Origin of the sequence: Rhodanobacter glycinis (genome assembly GCF_900114325.1) — a bacterium.
Classification (GTDB): Bacteria; Pseudomonadota; Gammaproteobacteria; order Xanthomonadales; family Rhodanobacteraceae; genus Rhodanobacter_A; species Rhodanobacter_A glycinis.
The window spans coordinates 13,365-35,668 of sequence record NZ_FOSR01000003.1; the positions used below are offsets into that span (position 1 = coordinate 13,365).

General features: G+C 65.2%; 23 protein-coding genes and 1 tRNA gene. 18 read left to right on the forward strand and 6 right to left on the reverse strand.

The window, feature by feature from the left end:
* Positions 1–155 precede the first annotated feature (155 nt).
* Positions 156–449, forward strand: coding sequence for a hypothetical protein (locus BMY90_RS03975; RefSeq protein WP_245734881.1), 294 nt, complete (start codon positions 156–158; stop codon positions 447–449).
* A gap of 83 nt (positions 450–532) precedes the next feature.
* On the opposite strand, the gene BMY90_RS03980 is transcribed toward BMY90_RS03975, so the two are convergent.
* On the reverse strand, positions 533–1,192 hold the full coding sequence (locus tag BMY90_RS03980) for an energy transducer TonB (protein WP_092701871.1): 660 nt from the start codon (positions 1,190–1,192) through the stop codon (positions 533–535).
* 562 nt (positions 1,193–1,754) lie between these two features.
* Here BMY90_RS03980 and trhA point away from each other — a divergent pair.
* Positions 1,755–2,417, forward strand: a complete 663-nt coding sequence (trhA, locus tag BMY90_RS03985) for a PAQR family membrane homeostasis protein TrhA (RefSeq protein ID WP_092701873.1) — start codon at positions 1,755–1,757, stop codon at positions 2,415–2,417.
* A 7-nt stretch (positions 2,418–2,424) separates the two neighbouring features.
* Here trhA and BMY90_RS03990 read toward each other — a convergent pair whose 3' ends face one another.
* Positions 2,425–2,907: a DUF456 domain-containing protein gene (locus BMY90_RS03990; protein WP_092702296.1), complete on the reverse strand. Its 483-nt coding sequence runs from the start codon at positions 2,905–2,907 to the stop codon at positions 2,425–2,427.
* A gap of 110 nt (positions 2,908–3,017) precedes the next feature.
* On the opposite strand from BMY90_RS03990, the gene BMY90_RS03995 reads away from it, so the two are divergent.
* Entirely contained in the window at positions 3,018–3,668 is a 651-nt protein-coding gene (locus BMY90_RS03995; RefSeq protein WP_092702298.1) for a protein kinase family protein, read from the forward strand.
* Positions 3,669–3,845: 177 nt separating this feature from the next.
* Entirely contained in the window at positions 3,846–5,717 is a 1,872-nt protein-coding gene (locus BMY90_RS04000) for an LTA synthase family protein (protein WP_175481489.1), read from the forward strand.
* A 32-nt stretch (positions 5,718–5,749) separates the two neighbouring features.
* Here BMY90_RS04000 and BMY90_RS04005 read toward each other — a convergent pair whose 3' ends face one another.
* Complete coding sequence (locus tag BMY90_RS04005; protein ID WP_425438647.1) at positions 5,750–6,529, reverse strand: ferredoxin--NADP reductase; 780 nt, start codon at positions 6,527–6,529, stop codon at positions 5,750–5,752.
* Between the two features lie 206 nt (positions 6,530–6,735).
* Between BMY90_RS04005 and BMY90_RS04010 the strand changes: the two genes are divergently transcribed.
* The 5 genes from BMY90_RS04010 (at position 6,736) to BMY90_RS04030 (ending at position 10,930) form a co-directional block, all read left to right on the forward strand.
* Positions 6,736–7,371, forward strand: coding sequence for a TMEM175 family protein (locus BMY90_RS04010; protein ID WP_092701879.1), 636 nt, complete (start codon positions 6,736–6,738; stop codon positions 7,369–7,371).
* 77 nt (positions 7,372–7,448) lie between these two features.
* Entirely contained in the window at positions 7,449–8,444 is a 996-nt protein-coding gene (gene dusA, locus BMY90_RS04015; RefSeq protein WP_281244028.1) for a tRNA dihydrouridine(20/20a) synthase DusA, read from the forward strand.
* An 89-nt stretch (positions 8,445–8,533) separates the two neighbouring features.
* A complete protein-coding gene (locus tag BMY90_RS04020; RefSeq protein WP_092701881.1) occupies positions 8,534–8,854 on the forward strand; it encodes a PepSY domain-containing protein in 321 nt (106 codons plus the stop codon).
* Positions 8,854–9,546, forward strand: coding sequence for a response regulator transcription factor (locus tag BMY90_RS04025; RefSeq protein WP_008210636.1), 693 nt, complete (start codon positions 8,854–8,856; stop codon positions 9,544–9,546). Before BMY90_RS04020 ends, BMY90_RS04025 begins: the two co-directional genes overlap by 1 nt.
* Complete coding sequence (locus BMY90_RS04030; RefSeq protein WP_245734883.1) at positions 9,512–10,930, forward strand: ATP-binding protein; 1,419 nt, start codon at positions 9,512–9,514, stop codon at positions 10,928–10,930. The genes BMY90_RS04025 and BMY90_RS04030 overlap by 35 nt, the downstream gene beginning before the upstream one ends.
* Positions 10,931–11,053: 123 nt before the next feature.
* Here BMY90_RS04030 and BMY90_RS04035 read toward each other — a convergent pair whose 3' ends face one another.
* On the reverse strand, positions 11,054–11,392 hold the full coding sequence (locus BMY90_RS04035; protein WP_139201685.1) for a hypothetical protein: 339 nt from the start codon (positions 11,390–11,392) through the stop codon (positions 11,054–11,056).
* 156 nt (positions 11,393–11,548) lie between these two features.
* Here BMY90_RS04035 and BMY90_RS04040 point away from each other — a divergent pair, with 156 nt between their 5' ends.
* The 6 genes from BMY90_RS04040 (at position 11,549) to BMY90_RS04065 (ending at position 16,264) form a co-directional block, all read left to right on the forward strand.
* Entirely contained in the window at positions 11,549–12,538 is a 990-nt protein-coding gene (locus BMY90_RS04040; protein ID WP_092701887.1) for a biotin--[acetyl-CoA-carboxylase] ligase, read from the forward strand.
* Positions 12,535–13,281: a type III pantothenate kinase gene (locus BMY90_RS04045; protein ID WP_092701889.1), complete on the forward strand. Its 747-nt coding sequence runs from the start codon at positions 12,535–12,537 to the stop codon at positions 13,279–13,281. The genes BMY90_RS04040 and BMY90_RS04045 overlap by 4 nt, the downstream gene beginning before the upstream one ends.
* Before the next feature lie 138 nt (positions 13,282–13,419).
* A complete protein-coding gene (locus BMY90_RS04050) occupies positions 13,420–14,079 on the forward strand; it encodes an SPOR domain-containing protein (protein WP_092701891.1) in 660 nt (219 codons plus the stop codon).
* 33 nt (positions 14,080–14,112) lie between these two features.
* Positions 14,113–14,188: transfer RNA gene (locus tag BMY90_RS04055), tRNA-Thr, on the forward strand.
* A 123-nt stretch (positions 14,189–14,311) separates the two neighbouring features.
* Positions 14,312–14,572, forward strand: coding sequence for a hypothetical protein (locus tag BMY90_RS04060; RefSeq protein WP_092701893.1), 261 nt, complete (start codon positions 14,312–14,314; stop codon positions 14,570–14,572).
* Between the two features lie 111 nt (positions 14,573–14,683).
* On the forward strand, positions 14,684–16,264 hold the full coding sequence (locus BMY90_RS04065; protein ID WP_092701895.1) for a tryptophan halogenase family protein: 1,581 nt from the start codon (positions 14,684–14,686) through the stop codon (positions 16,262–16,264).
* Positions 16,265–16,373: 109 nt separating this feature from the next.
* Here the strand turns inward: BMY90_RS04065 and BMY90_RS04070 are convergent, their stop codons facing one another.
* The gene (locus BMY90_RS04070) at positions 16,374–18,704 is read right to left on the reverse strand and encodes a nitric-oxide reductase large subunit (protein ID WP_092701897.1); all 2,331 of its coding nucleotides are present in this window, start codon (positions 18,702–18,704) and stop codon (positions 16,374–16,376) included.
* Positions 18,705–18,958: 254 nt separating this feature from the next.
* Here BMY90_RS04070 and rocF point away from each other — a divergent pair, with 254 nt between their 5' ends.
* Positions 18,959–19,873, forward strand: coding sequence for an arginase (gene rocF / locus BMY90_RS04075; protein WP_092701899.1), 915 nt, complete (start codon positions 18,959–18,961; stop codon positions 19,871–19,873).
* A gap of 182 nt (positions 19,874–20,055) precedes the next feature.
* On the opposite strand, the gene BMY90_RS04080 is transcribed toward rocF, so the two are convergent.
* Positions 20,056–20,511 carry a MarR family winged helix-turn-helix transcriptional regulator gene (locus BMY90_RS04080; protein WP_008213529.1) on the reverse strand — a complete coding sequence of 152 codons (456 nt, stop codon included), beginning with the start codon at positions 20,509–20,511 and terminating at the stop codon, positions 20,056–20,058.
* Positions 20,512–20,705: 194 nt separating this feature from the next.
* Between BMY90_RS04080 and hppD the strand changes: the two genes are divergently transcribed.
* Positions 20,706–21,800, forward strand: coding sequence for a 4-hydroxyphenylpyruvate dioxygenase (gene hppD, locus BMY90_RS04085; protein ID WP_037100889.1), 1,095 nt, complete (start codon positions 20,706–20,708; stop codon positions 21,798–21,800).
* 148 nt (positions 21,801–21,948) lie between these two features.
* The gene (locus tag BMY90_RS04090) at positions 21,949–22,242 is read left to right on the forward strand and encodes a GIY-YIG nuclease family protein (protein ID WP_008213527.1); all 294 of its coding nucleotides are present in this window, start codon (positions 21,949–21,951) and stop codon (positions 22,240–22,242) included.
* Positions 22,243–22,304: the final 62 nt, after the last annotated feature.

The following is a 22,304-nucleotide window of genomic DNA, read 5'->3' on the forward strand; positions in this document are numbered from 1 at the left end:
AGCCTGTTTCGGCTATGACTTTTGCAACATGCCGCATGCTTGGCAGAAGCTTATGATGCCGGTCGTGGATGGGCTTCAAACCTTCGGGCCGCGAGCCGCATCCAAGCGTTCGACAAGGTGTGCGAGGGCATGCCGTCCATATGGAGACCAAGGACATGATCGAATTGTTCGTGATGGTGTTGCTGGCGGTGGGCGCACTGTGGTTCGCGTTCGCCCTGATCGGCCTGGTGTTCAAGGTCACGTTCGCGCTGGTCGGCGGATTGTTCGGTTTGCTCGCCGGCATGGTGGGCCTGTTGATCGGTGGCGTGGTGCTGTTGATGGTGGCGCCGTTCGTGCTGCTGGCCTTGCTGCCGCTGTGCCTGCCGGCGCTGCTGGTGGTGGGGCTGGTGTGGGCGATCGTGCATGCGGCACGCCGCAAGCCGGCGGTAGCACCGCAACCGTCGCACTGACCGGTCCTGATGATTGAAAAGCCCGCGGCGACCAGGAAGGTCGTCGCGGGCTTTTTCGTTGACGCAGAACGCCGGGTTGCGACTCAGAACTGACGCAGGGCAAAGCTCACCGGCACCTGCGCCCAAGCCTGCACGGGGTGGCCGTCGGCCATCGCCGGCGTGAAGCGCCAGCCGGCCAGGACCTGTTCGCGCGCACTGTGGTCCAGCAACGTGTAGCCGCTGCTGTGCGCAATCTGCACGTCGATGGGTTTGCCGGTTTCATCCACCAGCACGCGCAGCAACACCGTGCCTTGCAGGTGCTGGCGCAGGGCGGTGTGCGGGTAACGCAACGGGGCGGAGCGGTAAGCCAGGGTGGCTTCGACGGGCGCGGCGGTTATCGTGGTGGGCGTGCCGGTGCTCGGTAGCGTCGCCGGCGGCACGACCGGAGCGGCAATGCGGCCTTCCGTGGTCGGTACGACCACTGGTGGATGGACTGCCACGGGTGTGACGCGCGGCATCGCCACGGGTCTGGGTGGCAGCGGTTTCACCACGACCGGTGGCGGCGGTGGCGTGGGCTTCGGCGCCTCGATCCACCGCACCAGCAGGGATGCGTGCGGAAGTGCTGCGGGCATCAAGGATGGCGCCTTCGGCCGGATGGCAATGACGAAAGCGGCAAGGTTGAGGGCGATGGTGGCGCTGAGCGCGACGATGCGTACCGGATCCGGATGCGCACGGGAAGGGACAGCCAGGCTTGCGGACGACATGGGCGACCTCCTGACGACGATGTGGATTGTGGCGTCGCACGCTGCCGGGGAAGCAGGGGGATCGTGCTGGCGCGGTTCCAGCCTATGCCTGTCCGGTATCCATGTGCAATAGCCGTATGGACGGCCATCGCTTGTCTTGATCGGGCTCGCGGCCGCCATGCCGGGAGGCGGGCCTTTGCCACGCAGCTCCGGCCCTGTTCGCGGACGTCAGGCAAAAAGAACCCCGCGGGGGCGGGGTAGGGGAAGGCAAGCCTCAGGGGAGGTGAGGCCTGCATGACAGACTTTGCACGAATCCGTCTTGACGTGGTGTGCAGTGATTGTGATGACGCGCTTAACGAGCGGGTCGCGGAAACGACGCCACTGGCGCGTGTGGCGGTAAACCTTGTCTGGCGCGATGCGGGTGACGCGACGGCGTGACGCGATGGAAAATGGCCTGCGCTGTCATTGCCCTTGAACGCTCGGCGCGACAATGCGCCCGAGTATGCAAGGCGGTTTTGGCCGGTTAGAGTAAAAGCCGGACGCCGCGAGGGCGCCGCTCGATGTCCCCACAGGAATGCACCCGATGACCGCTGCCACTGCCATTCCGGTACCGCGCTACGCCGACGGCGACGAGCTTGCCAGCAGCGTGATCCATGGCATCGGCATCCTGCTCAGCATCGCCGGGCTGGCGGTGCTGGTGGCGTTCGCCGCGATGCATGGTGGTGCCCGCGCAGTCACCGCCAGTGCCGTCTACGGCAGCTCGCTGATCCTGCTGTACACCGCGTCCACGCTGTATCACACGGTGCGCGGCGAGACGGCCAAACGGTGGCTGCGCATCTGCGACCACATCGCGATCTACCTGCTGATTGCGGGTACCTATACGCCATTCACCCTGGTCGCATTGCCGGGTGCCTGGGGCTGGGGACTGTTCGCCACGATCTGGTCGCTGGCCCTGTTGGGCAGCGCGCTGGAGCTGGGGCTGATGAAGCGCCGTGGCCTTGCGGCCTTGTTGTACGTGGCGATGGGCTGGGTCGGCATGGTGGCGTTCAAGCCACTGCTGGAACACCTGCAGGTCGACGGCATGGTGCTGCTGATCGCTGGCGGCGTGGCCTATACGCTGGGCGTGCCGTTCTACCTGTGGCGCAAGCTGCCGTATCACCACGCGGTATGGCATTTCTTCGTGCTGGCCGGCAGCGTGCTGCATTTCCTCGCGGTGTTGCTGTACGTGCTGCCGGGCGGGCAGTAGTCACCTTTCAGGCAAGCCACCAGCCAAAGGCTGCCAGCGCCAGGATCAGCAGCGACAACACCAGCTTGAGCAGGGCGCCGAACAGCAGGCCCAGCCAGGTGCCGATGCCCACATGGGCGGAACGCAGCACGCTGCCGCTGGAGCCGAACTCGCCGAGCAGGGCGCCAACGAAGGGGCCGAGGATGAGCCCGGGCAGGCCGAAGAACATGCCGACGAGGGTGCCCAGGGTGGCGCCCCAGATCGCCGCTTTGCTGGCGCCGACCCGCTTGGCCCCGAGCGAGGCGGACACGAAATCCACGGCCACGCCCAGCGCGGCCAGCCCGCCGAGCAACAGCAGCCACCACAGGCCCAGGTGCTGGTAATTGTCCACTACCGCCGCCAGCCAGATGCCGCCGAAGATCATCGGCAAACCCGGCAGGGCGGGCAGCACGGTGCCGATCAGGCCGCCGATGATCAGCGCGGCAGCGAGCAGGTAGAGCGCGATGTCCAGCATGCGGTAACCGTCCGGCGTGGGCGGCAGGTGTGCCGCGGATCGGCCACAATAGTCCGATCTGGCGATACGGCGGGCAAGCCCGTGCGTTCGCGTCGACCGGAAGCCACGTGCCCAGCCAAGCCACCCTGCTCAAGGCCGACGAACTCGGCCGCATCGAGATCATCGAGTGCGATGGTGTGCGGATGATCCGTCGCGACATCGGCGCCGCGCGCTGGTGGGCGCGCGCGTTCGCGCGTCGTGCCGCAGCGCGCGAGGCGCGTGCGCTGGCGAAGCTGGCGGGTGTCGACGGCGTGCCGACACTGCTGGGCTGGGATGGTCGCGAATTGCTGCGCAGTTACATGGCCGGTCGCCCGATGCAGCAGGCACAGCCACGCGACCGCACCTATTACCGCGACGCGCTGCGCCTGCTCGGCACGCTGCACCGCCGTGGCATCGTGCACAACGACCTGGCCAAGGAGCCGAACTGGCTGGTGCGTGAAGACGGGAGCCCCGCCGTGGTGGATTTCCAGCTCGCCTGGACCCGCGGTCGCCGCGGCCCGTTGTTTCGACTGCTGGCGCGCGAAGACTTGCGGCACCTGCTCAAGCACAAGCGTACCTACTGCCCGGACGCGCTGAGTACCCGCCAACGCGCCATCCTCTCTACCCCCGCGCCGCACTCACGGCTGTGGCGCGCCACCGGCAAGCGCCTGTACAAACTGATCGCGCGCCGCGTGTTCGGTTATTGGGACAACGAGGGCAAGGGGCGCGTGCGGGACTGATGCGCAACTGTCGCAAGTAGCACCCGGACGGCGCAGCCGGCGGATCGCTGTCATTGCCGTGTAACATCGCCTCTTTGCGGGTGCCATTCCGACCTGGGCGAAGCGTGGAAAGGGCCAGGCTTCGCTGTTGCGGGCGTAATGAGTCGCGGCGCCTCACTATCAAAGGGACGATTTCGGGTGAAGGCAGCTTTCCTGTCGCGCCACGGCTTTCACGCCGTGTTCTTTGCCGTGTTGTATGCGTGTTACCTGTACGCCATTTTCGGCGTGGCGAATCTCGGCGATATCGGGAACTTGGCGCACTCGTGTGCGCGGGTGGTTGCGGCGGCGATCGAGCTGGCATGGTTCTATCTGGTGGGTTTGTACCTGCTGCGGCGCTGGGTCGTGACACGACGGCTGGCCTGGTTCGCGTTGTACATGCTGCTGGCTGCGCTGGTGTGCCTGGGGTATGCGGCACAGATGTATTCGATTTACCTGTCGAACAATTTCATCAGTGCCTTGGCCATGCAAAACCTGGATTCGGTGACTGTCACCCAGTCCACCATGGAGTGGGTGGTGCTTGGCAGCGGCCTGGGGTGGCTGGTCTTGCTGGCCGTGTTTGCCTGGCGACGTCGGCAAGATATCGATGGATGGCTTGGAGGGCGTCGATGGATGGCCGCCCTCGTGGTGGTCACGGTGCTGTATGCCTATGTGCTGACCCAGCAGCGGCGGCGGATCGTGCTGGAGCCGGATTATCGGCAGGTGCCCGTGGCCAGCTTGCTGGTCAATGCTGGCGTGGCCGTGACTCAGGGCGACGATCACGTGACGGGCACGTTCGCCATGCTCAACGGCAGGGCCTGCCTGACGGACCCGGTGGCAGGCAAGGTCGCCGGTTATCCCTTGGAGAAGGGCGTGGTGTTCACGCGCGCGCTGCCTTTCGAGCCGGTCGGTGGAGCAGCGGCGCAGCCCAATGTCATCGTGATCTTCACCGAAGGTACGTCGACGCGGTTGATCGGGGCTTACGGGGGGCATTATCCCGGGCTGACTCCGAACATTGACCGATTGGCGGCACGGTCGATGAAGGTGACCGATTACTACAACCACACCGCCGCGACCTATCGCGGCATCGTCGGTCAGACGTCTTCCGGTTTCTTGTTTGCCGGCGGTAGCGAGAAGGATGGCTGGGCGAACGGTGGGCGCCTTGCTGCCATTCATCGCCAGACGCTGGCGACCATCCTGGGTGGGCATGGCTACGACACCTATTTCTTCGAGCCCGAACATGATGGCTCGCCGTTCGGCCACATGGTCCGGTCGCTCGGTTTCGGCGGCATCTATACGTTCGACAAGGTGTCCGCACTGCTGCACGGCAAGGTGACCGTGCAGGACCAGACCGACCAGCTTGACGACAGCAGCCTGTTCCGCGGCCTGACCGCTTTCCTGCAGGCGCGTGCACAGAAGACTGATGACAAGCCGTTTTTCGTGGCGACCTACAACATCGGCACGCACGCCTTCATTCCGATGGTGAAGGGTGGTCATGCTTACGGTGACGGCCACAGCCGCGTGTTGAACAAGCTGCACAACTACGATGCCGCCGTCGGTGCGTTCCTGGAGTATTTCGATGCCAGCCCGTACGCGAAGAACACCATCGTGGTATTCACCGCCGACCATGCGACCTATCCGGATGCGCCGTATCGCGAGGTCGCCGGCAAGGACCTGAAGCCGTACTTCGTGGACCGCATCCCGCTGCTGATCCATGACCCGACGCATCATTTGCCAGCGGTATTCGATGCCCAAGGGCGCAACTCGCTCGACATGGCGCCCACGCTGCTGCAGTTGCTGGGCATTCGGTCGGTGTCGAACAGTTTTCTCGGCGCGTCGTTGTTCGAGCCACGCAGCCTGCCGCTGGGCATCACGGCGCTGGGGGATGGCTTCTTCATCACCACCCCGGCGGGGGTGAATGCCATGCCGGAAGTGCCGCCCGTACTGAAAGCGGTGGCCGAGTGCGAGAAGGGCGTGGTCGAGACTTACTACAAGCTCGAGGAAAAGAACCGTCTGTTCAAGCCCGGCGCCTGAGCGGCACCTGCCCGGGCTGGACCACGCAGGCCTTATTTCTCCACGAACGCCCGCTCGATCACGTAATCGCCCGGCTCGCGGGTGCGCGGCGAGGCCTGGAAGCCGCGACCATCGAGCAGGGCGCACAGGTCGTCCAGCATGGCCGGGCTGCCGCACATCATCACGCGGTCGGTCTCGGGGTTGAGCGGAGGCAAGCCGGTGGCCTGGCTCATCACGTTGTCGGCGATGGCGTCGGTGATGCGGCCACGGTGGCGGAATGGCTCGCGGGTGACGGTGGGGTAGTAGATCAGCTTCTCGCGCACCAGCTCGCCCAGGTATTCGTGCTGCGGCAACTCGTGTTCCAGGTAGTGGGCGTAGGCCAGGTCGTTGATGTGACGCACGCCGTGGGCCAGCACGATCTTCTCGTAGCGTTCGTAGGTGTCCGGGTCGCGGATGATGCTCATGAACGGCGCCAGCCCGGTGCCGGTACCCAACAGGTACAGGTGCTTGCCGGGCTTGAGATCGGTCAGCACCAGGGTGCCGGTGGGCTTGCGCGTGACCACCAACGGGTCGCCGGGCTTCAGGTGCTGCAGACGCGAGGTGAGCGGGCCGTCGGGCACCTTGATCGAGAAGAATTCCAGGTGCTCTTCCCAGCTGGCGCTGGCGATCGAATAGGCGCGCATCAGCGGACGACCTTCCGTTTCCACACCGATCATCACGAACTGGCCGCTGTCGAAGCGGAAGCCCGGGTCGCGCGTGGTGCGGAAGGAAAACAGCGTGTCGTTCCAGTGATGCACGTCGATCACGTGCTCGGTCGCCATGGCTACCATGATGTCTTCGTCTCGAATTGCGGGTCGGGGTAAACGCGCCACCGTCTGGGCGGCAGCGAGACTCGCGTGGGAGGGCGTGGGCCGGGGAACCTGGCGAGTGGCGGCGCGCGGACGCGGCGCTGGCGCCATTTTACGCGATTCGAGGGCTCCCCGCCCGCCGCGTTCTGCGGCATCATCCGGCGTTCGGATTCCAGCAGGGAGAGAGAGGCATGGGCAGTCGGGTACAGGAACCCATTTCGGACCACCACGTCGGCCAGCGTCACCTCGATCGGCTGGTCATGCTGTCCGACGGCGTGTTCGCCATCGCCATCACGCTGTCGGCTATCGAGATCAAGCCTGATGCCGCTCCCGGCCAGAGTTTGTGGCAGGCCTGGTCGATACCGCTGCTGGTCTATTTCTTCAGCTTCCTGTTCATTGGCACGGTGTGGTTCTACCACCGGCGCATGGTGGCGCATCTGCGCGACATCGATACCATCGGCAGTGCCATCAACCTGGTGCTGCTCAGCGTGGTGGCCCTGATGCCCGTGGTGAATCGCAACGTGTTCACCAGCGAGTTCCATGCCCTGGGCGTGCCGATTTTCGCCGGCATGCTGGTGGTGACTTTTCTCTGCCTGGCCGCGTTCTGGATCTACGTGGTGTACGTGGCCAAGCTGGCGCCTGACTTGCCCCGCGCGATGGCCGTACTGTGGCTGATCGAAATGGTCAGTCCCGTCGTGGGCGCGCTTGGCGTGGCCTTGTACGACAGGCAGCACTGGATCGCCCTGGCCGTCATGATCGTGGTTTTCCTGGCGCTGCTGGTCGTGCGGACCCGAGCCGCGAAACGCGCCGCGAAGCCGGACGCCTGATCCCGGCTGATGGAACATGGGCACTGCAACCGCCTGAATCGGCGGACCGCGGCACCTCTGCCCGTACAATAGCCGGCGTGAACACGCCGCCCGCCATCCCCGAACTCGCCGAACCCTGGCGCCTGTCCGTCGCGCCGATGATGGACTGGACCGATCGGCACTGCCGCTATTTCCATCGTCTGCTGTCGCCGCATGCGCGGCTGTATACCGAGATGGTGACCAGTGCGGCGCTGGTGCGCGGGCGGCAATTGCGCTTGCTGGAGCACAGCCAGCAGGAACATCCGGTGGCGCTGCAGCTGGGTGGCAGCGAACCGGGCGAGTTGGCGCAGGCCGCGCGCTTCGGCGCCGAAGCCGGCTACGACGAGATCAATCTCAACGTGGGTTGTCCGTCTGATCGCGTGCAGTCGGGTCGTTTCGGTGCCTGCCTGATGTACGAGCCGGCGCTGGTGGCCGATTGCGTGAAGGCGATGCGTGACGCGGTGTCCGTACCGGTGACGGTGAAGTGCCGCATCGGCGTGGATGACCAGGACGACTACGCCGGCCTGCAGCATTTCACCGAAACCATGCTGGAAGCCGGCGTCGGCGTGCTGGTGGTGCATGCGCGCAAGGCGTGGCTGAAAGGCTTGAGCCCGAAGGAGAATCGCGAGATTCCGCCGCTGGATTACGAGCGCGTCTACCGCCTCAAGCGCGAATTTCCGCAACTGGTGGTGGCGATCAACGGCGGCGTGACCACGGTGGAGCAGGTGCGTGCGCATCTGGCCCAGGTGGATGGGGTGATGCTGGGGCGCGCGGCCTATCACGATCCCTGGTTGCTGGCACGGCTGGAGACAGCGCTGTACGGCGAGCCGTTGCCGGAGCGCGAGGTGGTGCTGCAGCACCTGCGCCCGTATGTCGAGGCGGAGCTGGCGCGTGGCACGGCGCTCAAGCACATCACGCGGCATCTACTCGGCCTGTACCAAGGTGAGCCCGGCGCGCGGGGGTTCCGGCGGGTGCTCAGCGAGGGCGCCCATCAGCCTGGCGCGGGTTGGGCATTGCTGGAGCAGGCGTTGCCGTCAAGACACGCTGCGGCGTGACAGGTATCGGCCGTCCGGTCAGTATTCAGCCCGGGTTTCCCACTATGGGAGGATAGCGGGCCGATGCCCGGGGTAGATCACGAGGCGACATGGCATTGAAGTTCCATCCTGCGGTGCTGCTTTGCACTGGCCTGCTGCTGGCGGCGACGGCCGCGGCCCAGCAACCGCCAGCCACGGCCCAGACGCTGGACCAGGCAGTGATCCAGGTGCAGCAGAAGACCAGCGGCAAGGTACTGTCGGCCGAGCAGCGACACGTCGGGCGACGGCTGGAGTACCGCATCAAGGTACTCACGCCGGAGGGGCACGTGCAGGTGGTGACCATCGAGGCCGCTTCCGCACGCCACCCTTCCGCGGCATCATCCACCAAGAATCCCGCCGGTAACGGCGGCGGCAACAAGGAGAAACACTGATGCGCATCCTTCTGGTTGAAGACGAGGCGCCGTTGCGCGAGACGCTCGCCGCGCGCCTGAAGCGCGACGGCTTCGCCGTCGATGCCGCGCAGGACGGTGAAGAAGGCATTTACATGGGGCGCGAGGTGCCGTTCGACCTGGCGATCATCGACCTGGGACTGCCCAAGATGTCGGGCATGGAGCTGATCAAGGCCCTGCGCGAAGCGGGCCAGCGTTATCCCATCCTGATCCTCACCGCGCGTGGCGGCTGGCAGGACAAGGTCGAGGGCCTCAAGCAGGGCGCCGACGACTATCTGGTCAAGCCGTTCCACGTCGAGGAACTGCTGGCGCGCATCAACGCGCTGGTACGTCGCGCCAGCGGCTGGTCCAAGCCGGTGCTGGCCTGTGGCCCGATCAAGCTGGACACCACTGCCCAGACGGTGTCGGTGGATGGCAAACTGGTCGACCTTACCAGCTACGAATACAAGGTGCTGGAATACCTGATGCTGCACGCGGGCGAGCTGGTGTCCAAGGCCGACCTCACCGAGCACATCTATCAGCAGGACTTCGACCGCGATTCCAACGTGCTGGAGGTTTTCATCGGCCGCCTGCGCAGGAAGCTGGACCCGGAGGCCGCCCTCAAACCCATCGAGACGGTACGTGGACGCGGATACCGCTTTGCCATCCCCCGCAGCGAAAACGACGACGACTGACAGCACCCCGCCGCCGCGCCCGTTTTCGCTGGCGGCGCGTGCGGCACTGGCCACCGGATTGGTGCTGGCCGCCTTCCTCGGCGCGATCGGGTTGACCCTGTCCAAGACCAACGCGGACAGTGCACTCAACGCGCTGCAGGATCGGCTGTACAACTTCACCATTGCCTACATGGCCGGTACGGACGTCAGTCGTTACGGCCGTCCGTTGATGCCCGACTCGACCCCCGACCCGCGCTTCTCGCGACCGGGTTCGGGCCTGTATGCGGTGGTATTGGGCGACCACGACTTTCGCTGGGAATCCTCCTCGGCGATCGGTCGCGACTTCGATTTCCTGCAGCCGCTCAAGCCGGGCGAGCAACGCTTCACCGGGCCGGTGGATACGCGCATGGGGCGGCTGTACTACTACAGCTACGGGGTGCTGCTGGACTTGCCCGAGCGCAAGCCGGTGCACCTCACCTTCACCGTGGCGCAAACCGAGGAACAGCTCGCCAACAGCAACGAGGTGTACCGGCGCAGCCTGATCGGCTGGCTGGCCACGCTGGGTGTGCTGCTGATCGTGCTGCAGTTGCTGCTGCTGCGCTGGAGCCTGACGCCGCTGCGCAAGGTGTCCAGCGACATGAGTCGGGTCGAGCGTGGCAACAGCGATCACCTGGACAGCCAGTATCCGCTGGAACTGACCGGCCTCACCGAGCGTATCAATGCCTTCATCGACAGCGAACGCGAGCAGCGCACGCGTTACCGCAACACGCTGGCCGATCTGGCGCACAGCCTGAAGACGCCGCTGGCGGTGATCCGTTCGCAGGTGGAATCGGCCGCCGCCGAACGGCCACAGTTGCGCGATGCGTTGCTGGACCAGGTGCGCCGCATGGACGAACTGGTGGCCTACCAGCTGGCCCGCGCCGCCACCTCCGGCCGGCAGACCTTTGCCACCGCCGTGCCGCTGGCCGGGCATGCCGAGGATCTGGTGCGCAGTCTGGAGAAGGTCTACGCGGCCAAAAATGTACTTTGCGAATTCGACATCGAGGAAGGCGCGGCCTTCCATGGCGAACAGGGCGACCTGCTCGAGCTGATGGGCAACCTGCTGGAAAACGCCTTCAAGTGGGCCGGCCACCACGTGTTGCTGGTGGCGAAGATCGAGCCGGAAGCGGGCCGCGCGCGGCCGGGCCTGTGGTTGAGCGTGGAAGATGACGGTCCCGGCATCCCCGCCGACAAGATCGAGAAAGTGCTGCAGCGTGGCGTGCGCGGCGACGAACGCGTGCAAGGCCACGGCATCGGCCTGTCCATCGTGCAGGACATCGTGCGTGCCTATCGGGGTGAATTGACGGTGGATGGCTCGCCCGAATTCGGTGGTGCCCGCTTCAGCGTGCAGTTCCCGGCCAGCTGAGATCTTGCTTACGCGCGGTCAGCTTCGCTGACTTGGCGCGCCCGTGGCACACGAGGAAACGCCAGCGCTTCGCCTGGGCTGGCGCGCTGGCCAGGTTTCGCGGCAGAACCGCGAACTGCGGAGTTACTGGATCGAACCGGGCAGCAACGATTGCCAACCCAGGCTTACCCGGTGTGACTGCGCCGGTGCGGCATCGTCGCTGCCGCCACTGCCGGAAATGGTGCTGTCGCCGCGGCTGCTGGTGGAATTGCTGCCTTGGGTGGCGGGCGCGGTCGTGTGCGCAAGGCCCACGCTTTCGCCGCCGGAAGCCGTGGCGTCGCGGCTGCTGCCGCCGTCGGCAGTAGTGCTGTGGGCGCAGTCGCCAGCGCCAGCGCTTCCCGCGTCGACGTTGGTGGCGGCATGTGCCGTGGCCACAAGGCCCAAGGCAAACACGCATCCGGTCAGCAAGTGTATGGCACGCATGGCGATCAACCCCTTTGATGCACAGGCCAGTGCGGGATCGTCCCAGAATTGGCCAGGGGATGCCAGTGCCGCGATCCGGACGGGAATGTCGGGGCTCTCACAGGCTAGAATCCGCCGGATGACTTCTTCGATGCCACCGCCGGACAGCGGCCGCTGATGCTGGCGCCACAACTTCTGTCCGTTCTCGCCACCGGTGAGACTGTTTCGGGCGCCCGCCTGGCCGAGGCCGCCGGGGTGTCGCGCGCGGCCATCTGGAAGCAGGTGGAATCGTTGCGCAGTCGCGGCGTGCCGATCGAATCGCGCGGTGCGGCCGGCTACGCCTTGCCGTGGCCGCTGCAGATACTCGACGAAGCGGAAATCCGGGCGGCCTTGCCGGCGCGGCTTGCCCGCGGGCTCGGAGCGCTCGAACTGCACTGGGAAATCGATTCCACTTCCAGTGAGCTGCAGCGTCGCGGCGCGCAGGCAGCCGATCTCAGCATCGTGCTGGCCGAGACCCAGAGTGCCGGGCGCGGTCGACGCGGGCGTCACTGGCTGTCGCCACCAGGGCTGAACATCTATCTGTCCTGCCTGAAACGCTTTGATCTCGGCTTTGCCGGACTCAGTGGCTTGTCGCTGGCGGTAGGCGCCATGGTGCTGCGTGCGCTGGAATCACTTGGCGTGGCGGGTGCCGGCCTGAAGTGGCCGAATGACGTGCTGGCCCGGGGCGAAAACGGCCAGCCCGGCGGCAAGCTGGCCGGCATCCTGGTCGAGCTGTCCGGTGAATACCAGGGGCCGTGCGCGGCCATCATCGGCATCGGCCTCAACCTGCGCCTGACCCCGGCGCTGCACGAGCAGGCCGGTCAGCCCGCCTGCGAGGTGGCCAGCTTGTGCGGCGGCACGCCGCCGGATCGCAATCGCGTGGCGGCAGCGCTGATCACCGCATTGGCCGATGGCCTTGCCGAGTTCGCCAGCGAGGGCTTTGCGGCCTTCGCGGAGGACTACGCGCGCCATGATTTGCTGCGTGACGCGCCGTTGCGCCTCAGTGGCGCGCTGGGTGAATTCGATGGCATCGGTGCCGGCGTGGATGCCCGGGGCGCGTTGCAGATACGCACGGAGCAGGGCTTGCGCCGGATCGACAGCGCCGACGTCACGGTGCGTCGCGCATGAATCTGTTGCTGGATTTGGGCAATACCCGATTGAAGTGGGCGCTGGCCCACGGCGGCGAATGGCTGGCGCGTGGCGCCGTGGCATGGGACGAGGACGTGGCCGCCGTGCTGACGCAAGCCTGGCGCGAGCTGCCGGCGCCGACGCATGCGTTCGGTGCCTCGGTCGTGGACGCTGCGCGCGAGACGCGCATTGCCGCGCTGACGGTGGCTGCCTTCGCTCGCGATGTCACCTGGCTGCGCACGCCGGCCTCGGCTTGTGGCGTGCGCAATGCCTACGCCGAGCCGTTGCGATTGGGCGTGGATCGTTTTCTCACCATGGTCGCCGCAAAGGCCGCCGGTGATGCGCCGTGCGTGCTGGTGGGCGTTGGCACCGCGTTGACCCTCGACGCGCTGGCCGCGGATGGCCGGCATCTTGGCGGCCTGATCGCCCCCGGGCCGCGACTGATGCAGCAATCCCTGCTCGGCGCCACGGCCCGCGTGCGGCCGGAGCGGCCGGGCGAGGTGCACGATGCCGCCGACAATACCGCCGATGCCGTGGCTTCCGGTTGCTGGCTGGCCGCGGTGGCGCTGGTCGAGCGCTTTGTCGCGCGCATGTCGCCGCAGTTGGGCGGTTCGCCGCGATTGCTCGTCCACGGTGGTGATGCCGGTGGGCTGTTGCCACTGCTGGCGCTGCCGTCCAGGCATGCCGCCGACAGCGTGCTGCATGGCCTGGCCGTGTGGGCTGCCGGGCAAGCGTCCGACTGACGTGTCCCTGGCAGCGAAGGGCCGGCTCGCTTCCGCGGAGGGTTTGGCCGGGCCATCCTTCGGATCGTGTCGGCGTGCACCACGCAAGGCTGCAGCACTGCCCTAGAATGACCGACGCCCGACCCTGATGGATGGCCGATGTTCCTGCGCCTGCTTTTCGTTTTCCTGATGACTCTCAATATCGCCGTGGGGGCGTGGCTGTTGCTGGGCCAGAACGACGCACTCGGCCGCAGCGCCACCGATCCGGGCGTGCCCGAGCTGCAGCTGCTGTCCGAGCAGGCACCGGTGGCGCCGTCAGCCACCGCATCGGTACCGGCCGCTGCCCCGGCAGCCCCTTCGGAGAGCTATGCCTGCATGACCCTGGGTCCGTTCGCCACGCCGCAGGACATGCGCACGGCACGCAGTGCGCTGGCACGCCAGACCGTGCGCGAGCGGGCGCGGCAAGAACAGACCACCGAACTGCGCGGCTGGTGGGTACACCTGCCCACCAGCGGCAGCCGGGCACAGGCGCTGGCCGAGGCACGCAAGCTCGAAGCCAAACACATCACCGACTATTTCGTGGTCGGTTCGGGTGACCAGCAGAACACCGTGTCGCTGGGTCTGTTCAAGGATCCGGCCAATGCGCACAACCGCCTCGACCAGGTCGTCGCGGCCGGTTTCCCGGCCAAACTGACCCAGCGCACCGAGCAGGTGCCGCAATACTGGCTCGACCTGGTGGTGGCCGACAGCGTCCATTTCAACTGGCGCAGCCGCATCCGGGATCCCAGCGTGGGCTCGCACAGCAGCGGTTGTTTCTGAGGAGCCCGGCAGGCTGCTAGAATCGCCGTCCACGCCGGCATAGCTCAGTTGGTAGAGCAACTGATTTGTAATCAGTAGGTCGCGGGTTCGACTCCTGCTGCCGGCACCAGATGTCCGTTCCATGCCGGTCCCTGACGTTGCAGCGGGCTTTGCGTGTTACGCATGCCCCCACACGGACGCCGCTTCGGCATGTGGTCATGGGCGTTTATTTCGCAGTGACTTCGTTTCTTCCATGGTTATTCACAAAGATCCGTTCCGGCAGTTCCAGGAAGAGCTGGCCGCGCTCGAGCGCAAGCAGCAGGCCGAACAGGCTTCGCACGAAACCGCGGCAGGGCGGGCGAAACGCGAGTTTCTGGCCCTGCGTGATCGCTACAAGCTGACGGTTGCCGATGTCGTGGCGTTCTTTCCCGAAGAGGAAGGCATTGCCTATCTGCAAGGCCTGATCGCCGCCGCCGAAGCCAGGCCACGCAAGACCCGAACGAAGAAAGACTGACCGGCGGGGCTGCGCAGGATTTGTTGTTCTGCAAATTGACAGCGCTGTCAATCGGTGTTGATATCGATCCCTGATCCGATGCCGGCGCTGCCGGCCGATGGGGAGAGATCGATGGCACGACTGCAGAAAATCCTGGTGGTGGGCGGCGGTACGGCGGGGTGGCTGACCGCGTGCTACCTGGCGAAATCGCTCAACTCGGTGGCACCGGGCAGCATCAAGGTGGAGCTGGTGGAATCGCCACGCATCGGCCTGCTTGGCGTGGGCGAAGCCACGTTCCCGTCGATCCGCGGCACCTTGTCGGCGATCGGGCTGGACGAGCGGCGCTTCCTCGCCGGCTCTACCGGCACGTTCAAGCAGGGCATCCGCTACCGGCACTGGGTGCGACCGCAGGGCGCGCCGGGCGCCAGCGACTTCTTCCATCCTTTCAGCATGCCCAGCCAGCGAACGGGCGGTCCGGAATTGCTGCCGTACTGGTTGCTCGGCGCGGCGCCTGCAGGCGTGCCGTTCGCCGATGCCGTGTCGATGCAGAAGCGATTGGTGGATGGCAACCGTGCACCCAAGCGGGCGAAGGATGCAGACTTCCATGGGCCGATGAATTACGCCTATCACTTCGATGCCGCACGCGTGGCCGAGGTGCTGGCCGAACACGGGCAAACGGAGCTGGGCGTGGTCCGTCACCTGGCGACGGTGGAGCGGGCCGAGCTGGACGCGCAGGGCGCGATTGCACGCATCGTCACTCGCGAGGCAGGCGAGTTGAGTGCCGACCTTTACGTGGATTGCACCGGCTTGCGCGGCTACCTGATCGACGGGGCGATGAAGTCGCCGTTCCGCAGCCGCCGCGACGTGCTGTTCGTCGACCGCGCCGTGGCCATGCAGGTACCGTATCCGCAGCCCGATTCGCCGATTCCCTGCTACACCATGGCCACCGCACAGGAGGCCGGCTGGATCTGGGACATCGGGCTGCAACAGCGGCGCGGCTGCGGTTACGTGTATTCCTCGCAGCACTCCGACGCCACCCGGGCGGAAGCCGTGTTCCGCCAGTATCTTGGCGCCGCCGCCGAGGGCGTGACGGCACAGCACATTCGTTTCGAGACGGGCTATCGTCCCGAGCACTGGCGCAAGAACTGCGTGGCGGTGGGGTTGGCTGGCGGCTTCGTCGAGCCGCTGGAATCCACCGGCATTGCGCTGGTGGAATTGGGTGCCTACCTGCTCACCCATCTGCTGCCTGGCGATGTCGACGACATGGAGCGCACCGCCCGGCATTACAACGAAATGGTGGTGGCGCGTTACGACCGCATCATCGACTTCATCAAGATGCATTACTGCCTGAGCCAGCGCCGCGACACCGCGTTCTGGCTCGACAACGCGAACCCGGACAGCATTCCCGACACGCTGAAGGATCGGCTGGCGCTATGGAAGCATCGGCCGCCGCACCGGCTGGATTTCGTCGGCGACCTGGAGATGTTCCTGGTGTCGAGCTGGCAATACGTGCTCTACGGGATGGAGTTCAAGACCGACCTGGAGCCGATGCGCAGTGTCTACACGCGGGTGGATGACGCCCGCCGCGAGTTCGCGATGATCCAGCAGATGGCCGGTCACGCGCTGGGCGATTTGCCTGGCCACCGCGAGCTGGTGGAGCAGATGGTGCGCGAGTATCGCCAGCGCAACGAGGTCGCCGAAGCGGTGGCCTGACCCACTGGCAGGGCACCTTTTCGTTGCCTTGCACCGTAGGAGCCCGCTCGCGGGCGCTGCGTTTCACCTCGCGGATGCCATGCCAAAAGCATCGCCCGCGAGCGGGCTCCTACACGAGGTCTCGCGCGGGCTCTTGGCGCCTTGCGTCCTGCCGCATGCCAAGCCACGTCTTCGTGCTTGCGATGACCAGCGGAATCGCGCCGAAGATGATGAATACCAGGTCGCCCGGCAGGCGCATCCATTCGAGGATGTGCGAGCGCGTGCTGCCCACGTAGGCGATGCTGCGTGCGTGCCAGTAGCCGTGTTCGATCACGTCCCACACCTGCAACACGCCGGCGGGGAAAAGGTTGAACACCACCATCATCAACAGGCCGACGTTAGTGCCCCAGAACGACACTTTCACGTACTTCTCGATGCCGGCCCAGCGTTCGTCGCTGCTGGTCTGGCGCAACACCAGCACCATCAACGCGATGGCCAGCATGCCGAACACGCCCATCATCGCGGCATGGCCGTGGTTGGGGGTGAGGATGGTGCCCACTTCGTAGTAGCTGACGATCGGCAGATTGATCAGGAAGCCAAACACGCCGGCGCCGAGGAAATTCCAGAAGCCAACCGACATCAGGAACCAGAACGTCCACTTGTGCGGCACCGAGACCGGTTTGCCGCAGCGGTCGCATTCGCCGCGAGTGGTGCGTATGAAGTCCCAGGCATCCAGCGTCAGCAGCGTCAGTGGCACCACTTCCAGTGCCGAGAACATCGCCGAGACCGCCATGTTCAGATCGGTCTGGCCGGTGAAGTACCAATGGTGGCCGGTGCCGAGCAGGCCACCGAGGAAGTACAGGATCGCGTCGAGATAGATCACCCGCAGCGCGGTGTTGCGCGGCGTCAGGCCAAGCTGGAAAAAGGTCAGCGCCACCACCGTGGTGGCAAAGAATTCGAAGAAGCCTTCCACCCACAGGTGGATGATCCAGAAACGCCAGGTGTCGACCACGGTGAAGTTGGTATGCGCACCGTAGAACAGCGCCGGCACGTAGAACACCGGAATGGCCAACGCCGCCCACAGGAACATGCGCGTCAGCGGGCGCATCTGCGGGTTGTCGTTGCGACCGGGTCGCGCCACCCAGAACAGCAGCGCGAACCACGCGAACAAGCCGATTACCAGCAGGATCTGCCAGAGCCGGCCGATCTCCAGGTATTCCCAGCCCTGGTCGCCCAGCCAGAACCACCACTTGCCCAGCAATTGCGACATGCCCACCCATTCGCCGAGCAGGCTGGCGCCAATCACCACCACGAACGCGGCGAACAGCAGGTGCACCCACAGCGCGAAGCCCTTCGGTTCGTCGCTGCGCAGTGAGCGGCCAAGGAACAATGCGGCCGCCACATAGGCGGTGGCAATCCAGAAGATCGCCGTCTGCAGGTGCCAGGTACGCAACAGGTTGCTGGGGAACAGATCCTCCAGGCGCAGGCCGTAGAAGGTGCCCGGATCGGCGCGGAAGTGCGCGGTGGCGCCGCCGACCAGGGTTTGCATCAGGAACAACAGCGACACGACCACGAAGAACTTCACCAGCGCGCGCTGGCCCGGCCCGGCCTTGCCCGGCAGCAGCTTCGGGTGCACGTGGCGTCCGGGGCTGACCCAGCCCAGATAGTCGAACTTGCCGAAAGCTAGCAGCACCACCGCGATGCCGCCCAGCAGGATGATCAGGCTCAGTGCGCTCCACAGCAGCGCCGGTCCGATCGGCACATTGCCCACGCTCGGGTCGTACGGAAAATTGTTGGTGTAGGAGTAACTTTTGCCCGGCCGGTCGGCGACCGAGGCCCAGGCGGCCCAGGTGACAAACGCGGTGAAATGGCGCAATTCCACGGGGTCGGTGATCAGGTTCGGCTTCAGGCCACCATTGGTATCGGGATGCTTGAAGTAATCCGTCCAGTAGCCGACCTGCTGGCGGTAAGCCTCCGATTCGGCCGGCGTCAGCGTGAGCGTGCCGGTGGCCGCGTCATAGCGGTTGGTCTTCAGCAATTCGGCGACCTGCGCCTGTACGCCTGCCCGCTGACCCGGCGACAAGGCGGTCAGGGCTCCGTTGTACTGCTTCACCGCAAGGGCGTTGGCACTGTCCTGGCCGATCTGGTGCAACGCCTCGGCGGAGTAGTCCGGGCCCAGATAGGCGCCATGGCCCCAGATCGAGCCGTTGTCCATCAAGCCGTACTTCAGGAAGACGCCCTGGCCGGCACGGATGTCGTCGCCGGTGAATACGGTGGCACCGCTCGAATCCACGATGTGCTGAGGCACAGGTGGGGCGTTGCGATAAGCCAGGAAGGTGATGGCGAGCAGGGCCGAAAGTCCCAGCACCAACACGATGAGTACGCAGCGAACCCACCATGGTGACAATGGCAGTTCGGCAACGACGGCGGAATCGTTCTCGAGCGCGTTGATCTGTTGCATGCGGTCTTCCCCTCAGGTCACGTCCATCCAGGTCCGTTTCCGGTGCCGGACGGCGACTGCGCCTCCGGCGTCGATTTTGCATCTTCGCCCCACGGCCTGTTGCCCCTGCAGACCTTGGATGCGCCCAGCCTAACGCGTGTCGTCGGCATTTCGCTTGACCACGGTCAAGTTGTGCGCGATGCGCCGCATCACGGCTTCGTCAAGCCGAGCCGTTACACTGGCAGGCTGCAGCAAACGACATTGTGGGAAACGACATGAGCAAACAGACGATTGCACTGGTCGGCGCGCCGACCGACATTGGCGCAGGACACCGTGGCGCCTCGATGGGACCCGAAGCGCTGCGCGTGGCGATGATCGGCGAGCGACTCAGGCGCCGCGGTTTCGACGTGACCGACCGCGGCAACCTGCATGGCCCGCTGAATCCGTGGCAGCCGCCGACCGACGGATACCGTCACCTGCCCGAAGTGGCCGCTTGGAACCAGGCCGTGCACGAAGGCATCTATGGCGAACTGAGCCAGGGCCGCCTGCCGATCATGCTCGGTGGTGACCATTGCCTGGCGATCGGCTCGGTCAGCGCCGTGGCGCGCCATTGCCGCGAGCAGGGGCGCAAGTTGCGCGTGCTGTGGCTGGATGCCCACACCGATTTCAATACCGCGCTGGGCACGCCCACCGGCAACATCCACGGCATGCCGGTGGCCTGCCTGTGCGGCAACGGTCCGGCCGAACTCACCGGCATTGGCGGCCACGTGCCGGCGGTGGAGCCGAAGGTGTTCCGCCAGATCGGCATCCGCTCGGTGGATGACCCCGAGAAGAAGCTGGTGCGCGAGGCGGGCATGGACGTGTTCGACATGCGCCATATCGACGAAGTGGGCATGAAGCGCACCATGGAAGAGGCCCTGGCCGGCATCGATGCCGACACCCATCTGCATGTCAGCTTCGACGTGGATTTCCTCGACCCGTCGATTGCCCCGGGTGTGGGTACCACCGTGCGTGGCGGCCCGAACTATCGCGAGGCGCAGTTGTGCATGGAGATGATCGCCGATACCGGCCGGCTGGGCTCGCTGGACATCGTCGAACTGAATCCCGCGTACGACAAGCGCAACGCCACCGCGAAGCTGGCGGTGGACCTGGTCGAATCGCTGTTCGGCAAATCGACCCTGATCCGTTGATGCACTGATCCGGCGGGAAGGCGTTTCCCGGCGCATCGGATCGAGCCGGTTCAAGATCCTGCCCGATTCCCTTGCGGCGTAGGAGCCCGCTAGCGGGCGATGCTTTTGATCTGGCATCCGGAAATGCCAACAGCATCGCCCGCGAGCGGGCTCCTACAGCGCAAAAAAAGGGGGGCGGGCCCTCAGGCCTCGGGCGGCATCAGCTTGTCGAGAATGCTCCGCAGCCACCGCTGTTCTTCGGGCTCCAACTGGCCCAGCAGTTCGCGTTCACGCTGACGCGCCATCGGCGCCACTTCGTCGTGGATGCGCCAGCCGGCGGGGGTGAGATCGAGCACCGAACGGCGTTTGTCGTCGCTGTGGGTCTCCCGGCGCACCCGGCCGGCGGCCACCAGCCGGGCCAGTGCGCGGCTTACCGCCACCTTGTCCATTGCCGTGCGCTCGGCCACCTCGCGCGCCGACAGGCCGTCGAAACGGGCTAATACCGCCATCACGCGCCATTCGGTCACACCAAGGTCGTAGCGTTGCTGATAGTCGTCGGCAATGGCCTGGCTGACCGTGTTGGACACGATCGAGAGCTGGTAGGGCACGAAGCGCTCCAGTTCCAGCGGGGCGTGGTCAGGTTTGCGGATGCCGGGCATCGTTGCAATGTTCCTTGCAAATAGTTTCATTTGTAACTATAACTTGTGCGGTCGTACATGACCGCGAAGGTCAAACGGGCAGCCATCCATGGCTGCACTTTTCACCAAAAGCGCGCGTCACGTTAGCGTTTGCTGTGCGAAAAGCTATCGGTAGCGCGGTTTGTGTCCCCATCGTAGCCCGTCGGAGAAATTTCATGACAGCCCAGCCCAACCTTGGCATGCAGGTCACCACGTTCGAAAACCCGATGGGGATCGACGGTTTCGAGTTCGTCGAATTCGCTGCGCCGGCCGGTCGTGCCACGGAACTGCACGAACTGTTCCGCAAGATGGGTTTCACCGCGGTGCTGAAGCACAAGCGCCAGCCGATCACGGTGTATCGCCAGAACGGCGTGAACTTCCTGGTCAACGAAACCCCTGATTCCTTTGCCGCCGATTTCGCCGAAAAGCACGGCCCCAGCGCCTGCGGTTTCGCGATCCGCTTCAAGAAACCGGCCAGTGAAGTGCTGGCAACGGTGCAGGGCAACGGTGGCGAGGCGATGACCGACAAGGCCGACACCCGCGCGGTGAGCGCACCGGTGGTCAAGGGCATCGGCGATTGCATGCTGTATCTGGTGGATCGCTATGGCGACAAGGGCAGCGCTTACGGCGACGATTACGCGCCGATCGACGGTGCCGAGCAGAACCCGAAGGGTTTCGGCCTCACCTTCATCGACCACCTCACGCACAACCTCTACTACGGCAACATGGCGCAGTGGTCGGAGTACTACGAGAAGCTGTTCAACTTCCGCGAGATCCGCTACTTCGACATCAAGGGCGCCAAGACCGGCCTGGTGTCCAAGGCGATGACCGCGCCGGACGGCATCGTGCGCATCCCGCTCAACGAGTCGAATGATCCGAAGAGCCAGATCAACGAATACCTCGACGCCTACCATGGCGAAGGCATCCAGCACATTGCCTGCTTCACCGACAACATCTACGACACGGTGGAAGCAATGCGTGGCCAGGGCGTGGAATTCCTCGATACGCCGGACACCTATTTCGACGTGGTCGACCTGCGCATTCCCGGCAACGGCGAAGACGTGCCGCGCCTGCGCAAGAACAAGATCCTGATCGACGCCGACCCGGAAACGAAGAAGCGCCTGCTGTTGCAGATCTTCACCCAGAACTGCATCGGCCCGATCTTCTTCGAGATCATCCAGCGCAAGGGCAACGAAGGCTTCGGCGAAGGCAACTTCCAGGCGCTGTTCGAGTCGATCGAACGCGACCAGATGAAACGCGGCGTGCTTTGATTCTTGAGCCTGCGGCCCTTCGACTTCGCCGCTGCGCGGCTACGCTCAGGGTGATCGGAGTTTGTTGCACCGTTCGCCCTGAGCGTAGGCCCGCAGGGCCGGAGTCGAAGGGCAGTCGAGCGACCAAACCGGCAAGGAAGCCGCAGAAATGGAATTCACTCTCTATATCCTCGAATGCGCCGATGGCAGTTTCTACATCGGGCACACGGACGACCTGGACAAGCGGATGGAGCAGCACGATCAGGGCAAAGGTTGCGTCTATACCTCGACACGACGGCCCTTGAAGCTGATCCACACGCAAGGCTTCGAAACGCGTTACGAGGCGTTGACCATGGAACGCAAGCTGAAAGGCTGGAGTCGAGCCAAAAAGCTAGCGTACATGGCGGGAAACTGGGACGCCCTGGGCGCTTTGGCCAAGGGCAAACACCAGCATCAACGGTGATTGAAAGGCGCTTCGACTCCGCTTGCTTTGCAAGCTACGCTCAGCGCGAACGGTTTATCCAC